This is a genomic window from Micromonospora lacuserhaii (genome assembly GCF_036902735.1).
Classification (GTDB): domain Bacteria; phylum Actinomycetota; class Actinomycetes; order Mycobacteriales; family Micromonosporaceae; genus Micromonospora.
In genome coordinates, this window is the sequence record NZ_JBAKHO010000099.1 from 1 (window position 1) to 8,253 (window position 8,253).

Annotated in this window: 1 protein-coding gene; it reads left to right on the plus strand. The window is 75.8% G+C overall.

The features are described 5' to 3' along the window. Positions 1-8,253: SDR family NAD(P)-dependent oxidoreductase (locus V6U81_RS28590; RefSeq protein WP_334494107.1), on the plus strand; the 8,253-nt coding region annotated here is incomplete at both ends.

Genomic DNA, 8,253 nt, shown 5'->3' on the forward strand with positions numbered 1-8,253 from the left:
GGCCAACGCGCAGCTCTCCGCCGAGCAGGTGGACGCGGTGGAGGCGCACGGCACCGGCACCACGCTGGGTGACCCGATCGAGGCGCAGGCGCTGATCGCCACGTACGGGCAGGACCGGCCGGCGGACCGGCCGCTCTGGTTGGGGTCGATCAAGTCGAACATGGGTCACGCGCAGGCCGCGGCGGGTGTGGCCGGTGTGATCAAGATGGTGCAGGCGATGCGGCACGGCGTGCTGCCGCCGACGTTGCACGTGGATGAGCCGTCGCGGCAGGTGGACTGGTCGGCGGGCGCGGTGGAGCTGTTGACCGAGGCGCGGGAGTGGCCGGAGACCGGCCGGCCGCGCCGGGCGGGGGTGTCGTCGTTCGGGATCAGTGGCACCAACGCCCACGTCATCCTGGAACAGGCCCCCGAGGCGGAGGTGCCGGCCCCGCCGGTCGCGGGGGCGCCGGTGGTGCCGTGGCCACTCTCCGGGAAGACGCCGCAGGCGGTGACGGACCAGGCGGTACGGCTGCGGGCGTACCTGCTCGCGCATCCGGAGCTCCGGCCGGTCGACGTGGCCACGGCGCTCGCCGGCCGGTCGGCGTTCGCGCACCGGGCGGTGGCGGTGGGGGCGGACCGGGACGCCCTACTGGACTCCCTGGCCGACCTGACCGTCACCCGCGCCGGTGCCGGCGCGACCGCTGCCGTCTTCAGCGGTCAGGGCGCGCAGCGCCTCGGCATGGGTCGTGCACTGTACGAGACCTATCCGGTGTTCGCGGCGGCGTTCGACGCGGTGCTGGCGGGCTTCGGGCTCGCGGGGGACGACCGCGACCCGGCCCTGGCCGGCGTGCCCGACCCGGGCCTGCGAAACGTGCTCTGGGGTGACGACGCCGAGGCGCTGAACGCGACGGGGAATGCGCAGCCGGCGTTGTTCGCGTTCGAGGTGGCGCTCTATCGGCTCCTGGAGTCGTGGGGAGTGCGCCCAGATTTCGTGGCTGGTCACTCGATCGGTGAACTGGCCGCCGCGCATGTGGCGGGGGTGTTCTCCCTGGCGGACGCGTGCCGGCTGGTCACCGCCCGGGGCGCGCTGATGCAGGCGTTGCCCGCCGGTGGCGTCATGGTCGCCGTGCAGGCGACCGAGGACGAGGTGCGGGCGCTGCTGGTCGACGGCGTGGACGTCGCGGCGGTCAACGGCCCGACGTCGGTGGTGGTCTCCGGCGTCGAGGCGGCCGTGGAGGCGGTCGTCGCGGGGTTGGGGGAGCGCAAGTCGACCCGGTTGGCGGTGTCGCACGCGTTCCACTCGCCGTTGATGGAGCCGATGCTCGAAGGCTTCCGCGAGGTGGCCGGGTCGCTGACCTATGCGGCGCCGTCGATCCCGGTGGTGTCCACGTTGACCGGTCGGCTCGCGGAGGCGGGCGAGTTGGCCGATCCGGAGTACTGGGTGCGGCACGTTCGGCACGCCGTCCGCTTCGCCGACGCGGTCACCACCCTCGAAGCCGCCGGGGTGACCCGGTTCGTCGAGGTCGGCCCGGACGCCGTACTCACTGGCCTGGCCGCGCAGACGGTCACCGGCGAGCAGACCGTCACGATTCCCACCCAGCGTCGCGACCGGGACGAGGCGGTCACCCTGGCCGCCGGCGTGGGTCGGCTCTGGGCCACCGGCGCGTCCGTCGACCTGACCGCGTGGTGCCCGACCGGATCGCGGGTCGACCTGCCCACCTACGCCTTCCAACGGCAGCGCTACTGGCTCGGCACCCGGGAGTACCTCACCGACTCCTGGTTCGCCGACGACCTCGGCGACCTGAACTCCGCCGGCCTGGTGACCGCCGAGCACCCCCTCCTCGGCGCGGTCGTCACCCTGCCCGACTCCGACGGGGTGCTGCTCACCGGCCGGCTGTCGCTGGACGCCCAGCCGTGGCTGGCCGACCACGCCGTGCACGGCACGGTCCTGCTGCCCGGGACCGGGCTGGTCGAACTCGCCCTGCGGGCCGGCGACGAGGTCGGCTGCGACACCGTCGAGGAACTCACCCTCCAGGCCCCGCTGACCCTGCCCGAGGAGGGCGGCCTCGCGATCCAGGTGGTCGTCGGCGCGGCCGACGACACCGGCGGCCGGTCCGTCGCGATCTGGTCCCGCAGCGACCAGCCGGACGCCGGGTGGACCCTGCACGCCGAGGGACTGCTCATCGCCGCGCCGGCCGCCCCGGCCGACGACCTCGCCGAGTGGCCGCCGCGCGGCGCGACCCCGGTGCCGGTCGCCGAGGCGTACGAGTACCTGGCCGGCGAGGGGTACGGCTACGGGCCCACCTTCCAGGGCCTGCGGGCGGCGTGGCGGCGGGGCGACGAGGTGTTCGCCGAGGTCGCCCTGCCGGACCAGGCGGTGCAGGACGCCGGCCGGTTCGGGCTGCACCCCGCCCTGCTCGACGCGGCCATGCACGTCTCCCTCGTCGACGACGGCGGCCAGCGCGAGGGGGAGACCGTCCTGCCGTTCGTGTGGAGCGGTGTCACCCTGCACGCCGCCGGCGCGGCGCAGCTGCGGGTCCGGATGGCGCCGACCGGCCCGCAGAGCGTCGCGCTCCTGGTCGCCGACGGCGCCGGTAGCCCGGTGCTGTCGGTGCGGTCGCTCACCTCCCGCCCCGTCTCGGCCGGCCAGCTGGCCGCGCCCGGCGCGGCGCGGCACGAGTCGCTCTTCACCGTGCAGTGGTCGCCGCTCACCACCACCCCCGCCGCGCCGATCGGCACGGCCCGCTGGGCGGAGCTGACCGAGGGCGCCGAGGTGCCGCCGGTGGTCGTCCTCGACCTGCCCGCCACCACCGAGCCGGTGCCGACCGCGACGCGGCGGGTCCTCGACGACGTCCTCGCCACGGTACGGACGTTCCTGGCCGATCCCCGCTTCGCCGCCTCCCGGCTCCTCGTCGTCACCCACCATGCGGTCGGCATCGCCGACGAGCCGGTCGACCTGTCGACGGCGCCCGTCTGGGGCCTGATCCGGGCGGCCCAGGCCGAGCAGCCCGGACGCTTCGTCCTCGCCGACGTGGACGCCACCCCCGACGCGGTGACCCTCGCGGCCGCCGCCGGCGAGGCGGAGCTGGCGGTCCGCGACGGCGCGGTGCTCGTCCCGCGCCTCGTCCCGCTGCCGGTCGCCGCCGCCGAGCCGACCGCGCCGTCCTGGGAGGCCGGCGGCACGGTCCTGGTCACCGGGGGCACCGGCGGCCTCGGCGCGGTGCTGGCCCGGCACCTGGTCACCGCGCACGGCGTCCGCCGCCTCGTGCTCGCCGGCCGCCGCGGCCCGGACGCCCCCGGCGCCGCGGAGCTGCGCGCCGACCTGCTCGCCGCGGGCGCCGAGGACGTCACGCTCGCCGCGTGCGACCTCGGCGACCCCGCCGAGGTACGCGCCCTCGTGGCGGCGGTGCCGGCGCGGTGGCCGCTGACCGGCGTGCTGCACGCCGCCGGGATCGCCGACAACGGGCTGGTGGAGACGCTGACCCCGGAACGCGTCTCGGCCGTCCTGGCGGCCAAGGCCGACGCCGCGTGGTGGCTGCACGAGGCGACCCGGGAACTCCCGCTGACCGCCTTCGCGGCGCTCTCCTCGGCCGGCGGGCTCGTCCTCGCCGCCGGCCAGGGCGGGTACGCCGCCGCGAACGTCTTCCTCGACGCCCTGATGCGCGAGCGGCGTCGACAGGGCCGGCCGGCCACCGCCATCGCGTACGGGCTGTGGCACGGCGCCGGTATGGGCCGGCACCTCGGTGACGTGGACCTGGCCCGGATGAGCCGGCAGGGCCTGCCCCCGCTCACCGTCGACGAGGGCGTACGCCTCTTCGACGCCGGTCTCACCGCCGGGCACGCGGTGGTGGCAGCCCTGCGGGTCGAGCCGGCCGCCCTGCGTACCCGGGAGGACCTGCCGCCCCTGCTGCGTGGCCTGGTCCCGACCGGACCACGGCGGACCCGGGCGGTCGCCGGCGGCGGCGCGGTGCTGCTCCGCCGGCTCGCCGGCCAGCCCACCGCGCAGCGCGACCGGATCGTCCTCGACCTGGTCCGCGACCAGGTCGCCGGCGTGCTCGGGCACGCCTCGCCGGACGCCGTCGAGCCCGACCGGGCGTTCCAGGAACTCGGCTTCGACTCGCTCACCGCGGTGGAGCTGCGCAACAACCTGAACACCGCCACCGGGCTCCGGCTGCCCGCGACGCTGGTGTTCGACCACCCGACCGCGCAGGCCGTCGCCGCGCACATCCTCGACCTGCTCGACGGCGCGGACGTCGTCCCGGTCGCCCGGGCCGCCGCCATGGACGACGACCCCATCGCGATCGTCGGCATGGCCTGCCGGTATCCGGGCGACGTCCGCAACCCCGACGACCTGTGGCGGCTGGTCGCCGACGGCACCGACGCGGTGACCGGGTTCCCCACCGACCGGGGCTGGGACATCACGCGGCTCTACGACCCCGAGCCCGGCAAGGAGGGCCGGACCTACACCCGCTCCGGCGGCTTCCTCTACGACGCCGCCGACTTCGACCCGGCGTTCTTCGGCATCAGCCCCAACGAGGCGCTCCGGATGGACCCGCAGCAGCGGCTGCTGCTGGAGTCGGCGTGGGAGGCGTTCGAGCGGGCCGGCATCGACCCGGGCACCCTGCGCGGCTCGGCCACCGGCGTCTTCGCCGGCGTGATGTACCACGACTACGCCCTCGGCAACGAGGCCGCCACCACCAGCGGCGGCAGCCTGATCTCCGGGCGTATCGCGTACACCCTCGGGCTGGAGGGGCCCGCCCTGACCGTCGACACCGCCTGCTCGTCCTCGCTGGTGGCCATGCACCTCGCCGCGCAGGCGCTGCGCTCCGGTGAGTGCTCCCTGGCGCTGGCCGGCGGTGTCGCCGTGATGTCCCGCCCGGACATGTTCCTCGACTTCAGCCGGCAGCGCGGCCTGGCGCCGGACGGCCGGTGCAAGTCCTTCGCCGCCGCGGCCGACGGCGCCGGCTGGTCCGAGGGGACCGGCATGCTGCTGCTCGAACGGCTCTCCGACGCCCGCCGCAACGGCCACCGGGTGCTCGCCCTGGTCCGCGGCTCGGCGGTCAACTCCGACGGCGCCTCGAACGGCATCACCGCCCCGAACGGCCCGTCCCAGCAGCGGGTGATTCGGCAGGCCCTGGCCAACGCGGGTCTCGTGCCGTCCGATGTGGACACCGTAGAAGCGCACGGCACCGGCACCACCCTCGGTGACCCGATCGAGGCGCAGGCGCTGTTGGCGACGTACGGGCAGGACCGGCTGGCGGACCGGCCGCTCTGGTTGGGGTCGATCAAGTCGAACATGGGTCACGCGCAGGCCGCGGCGGGTGTGGCCGGTGTGATCAAGATGGTGCAGGCGATGCGGCACGGCGTGCTGCCGCCGACGTTGCACGTGGATGAGCCGTCGCGGCAGGTGGACTGGTCGGCGGGCGCGGTGGAGCTGTTGACCGAGGCGCGGGAGTGGCCGGAGACCGGCCGGCCGCGCCGGGCGGGGGTGTCGTCGTTCGGGATCAGCGGCACCAACGTGCACGTCATCCTGGAACAGGCCACCGACTCGCCGGCCGGTGACCGGTCCGCGCCGCCGGCGCCGGTGCTGCCGTGGGTGTTGTCGGCGAAGACGCCGGCGGCGCTGGCCGAGCAGGCCGGCAACCTGCGGGCGCACCTGGACGCCCACCCGGAGCTGGACGCGCGGGACGTGGCGTACTCGCTGGCGGTGGGCCGCGCCGCCTTCCCGCACCGGGCGGTGGCGGTGGGCGTCGACCGGGAGGCGCTGCTCGCCTCCCTGACCGACCTCGCCCCGACCCGGACGGGCACCGGCGCGACCGCCGCGCTCTTCACCGGTCAGGGTGCGCAGCGCCTGGGCATGGGCCGAGAGTTGTACGACGCGTACCCGGTGTTCGCGGCGGCGTTCGACGCGGTGCTGGCGGGCTTCGGGCTCGCGGGTGACGACCGCGACCCGGACCTGGCGGGCGGGCCCGACGCGGGCCTGCGCGACGTGCTGTGGGGTGACGACGCGGACGCACTGCACGCGACGGGGAACGCCCAGCCGGCGTTGTTCGCGTTCGAGGTGGCGCTGTTCCGGCTGCTCGAATCCTGGGGGATCCGGCCCGACTTCGTGGCGGGTCATTCGATCGGTGAGCTGGCGGCGGCGCACGTGGCGGGGGTGTTCTCCCTGGACGACGCGTGCAAGCTGGTCACCGCGCGGGGCAGTCTGATGCAGGCCCTGCCGGCCGGCGGGGTCATGGTGGCCGTGCAGGCGACCGAGGCGGAGGTCCGCCCGCTGCTCATCGACGGCGTCGACATCGCGGCGGTCAACGGCCGGACGTCGGTGGTGGTCTCCGGTGTGGAGGCGGCCGTCGAGGCGGTCGTCGCGGGGTTGGGTGAGCGGAAGACGACCCGGCTGCGGGTGTCGCACGCGTTCCACTCGCCGTTGATGGAGCCGATGCTCGACGGCTTCCGCGAGGTCGCCGGGTCGCTGGCCTACGCGGCGCCGTCGATCCCGGTGGTGTCGACGTTGACCGGGCGGCTCGCCGAGGCCGACGAGCTGACCGACCCCGACTACTGGGTGCGGCACGTCCGGCACGCGGTCCGCTTCGCCGACGCGGTGACCACTTTGGAGGCCGCCGGGGTGACCCGGTTCGTCGAGGTGGGTCCGGACGCCGTGCTCGCCGGCCTCGCCGTGCAGGCGGTGACGGGCGAGCAGGTCACGATCGCCACCCAGCGCCGCGACCGGGACGAGGCGGCCACCCTGGCCGCCGCCGCCGGTCGACTCTGGGCCACCGGCGTGCCGGTCGACCTGGCTGCCTGGTGCCCGAGCGGGCGGCGGGTCGAGCTGCCCACCTATCCGTTCCAGCGCGAACGGTTCTGGGTGCACTCCGCGGCCTCCGTGGCCAGTGCGTCGGCGCTCGGCCTGGAAGCGAGTGAGCACCCGTTGCTGACCGCGGTGGTGCCGCTGCCGGACTCCGACGGGGTGCTGCTCACCGGCCGGCTGTCGCTGGACGCCCAGCCGTGGCTGGCCGACCACGCCGTGCACGGCACGGTCCTGCTGCCCGGGACCGGGCTGGTCGAACTCGCCCTGCGGGCCGGCGACGAGGTCGGCTGCGACACCGTCGAGGAACTCACCCTCCAGGCCCCGCTGATCCTCCCCGGGTCCGGCGGCGTCGCCGTCCAGGTCGTCGTCGGCGCCGCCGACGACACCGGCGGCCGTACCGTGGCGATCTGGTCCCGGGGCGACCAGCCGGACGCGGCGTCCACCCTGCACGCCGAGGGCCTGCTGATCGCCGCCCCCGCCGGCCCGACCGACGACCTCGGCCAGTGGCCGCCGGCCGGCGCCACCGCCGTCGACATCGCCGACGCCTACCCGTACCTCGCCGACGGCGGGTACGGCTACGGACCCGCCTTCCAGGGGCTGCGGGCCGCCTGGCGGCGCGGCGACGAACTCTTCGCCGAGGTGTCGCTCCCCGAGCAGCCGGCGCAGGACGCCGGCCGGTTCGGGCTGCACCCCGCCCTGCTCGACGCCGCCATGCACGTCTCCCTCGTCGACGCCGGTGAGCGGTCCGAGGAGGGGACCGTGCTGCCGTTCGCCTGGGGCGGCGTCACCCTGCACGCCGCCGGCGCGGCGCAGCTCCGCGTCCGGATGGCACCCGACGGCCCGCAGCGCACCTCCCTCGTCGTGGCGGACCCCACCGGCAGCCCCGTGCTGACCGTACGGTCGCTCACCTCCCGGCCGGTCTCCGCCGGCCAGCTGACGGCGACGAAGCAGGACTCGCTGTTCCGGGTCGACTGGACGCCGGTGACGCTGGCGACGACCGGCCGCCCCGATGACGCGACGGTGCACACCGTCGAACCGGGAAGCGATGTCGCTGCCGTCCACCGGATCACCGGCGAGGCCCTGCTCGCACTCCAGTCCTGGCTCGCCCGTGACGAGGAGACCGCACCGCGGCTGCTGGTGCTCACCCGGGGCGCGATCGCGCTGCCCGGGGAGGACGTGACCGACCTGGCCGGCGCCGCCGTCTGGGGCCTGGTCCGCTCGGCCCAGCTCGAACACCCGGGCCGGATCGTCCTCGCCGACGTGGACACCGACGCCCCGGACACCGCCGCCCTGCTCGCCGCCGACGAACCGCAGCTCGCCATCCGCGGCGACGCCGCGTACGTGCCCCGGCTGGCCCGCGCCGCGACGACGGACGCCGACGGCGCCGCGCCGTTCGACTCCGACAGCACCGTCCTGGTGACGGGTGCGGGTGGGATGTTGGGCCGCCTGGTGTCGCGGCATCTGGTGCA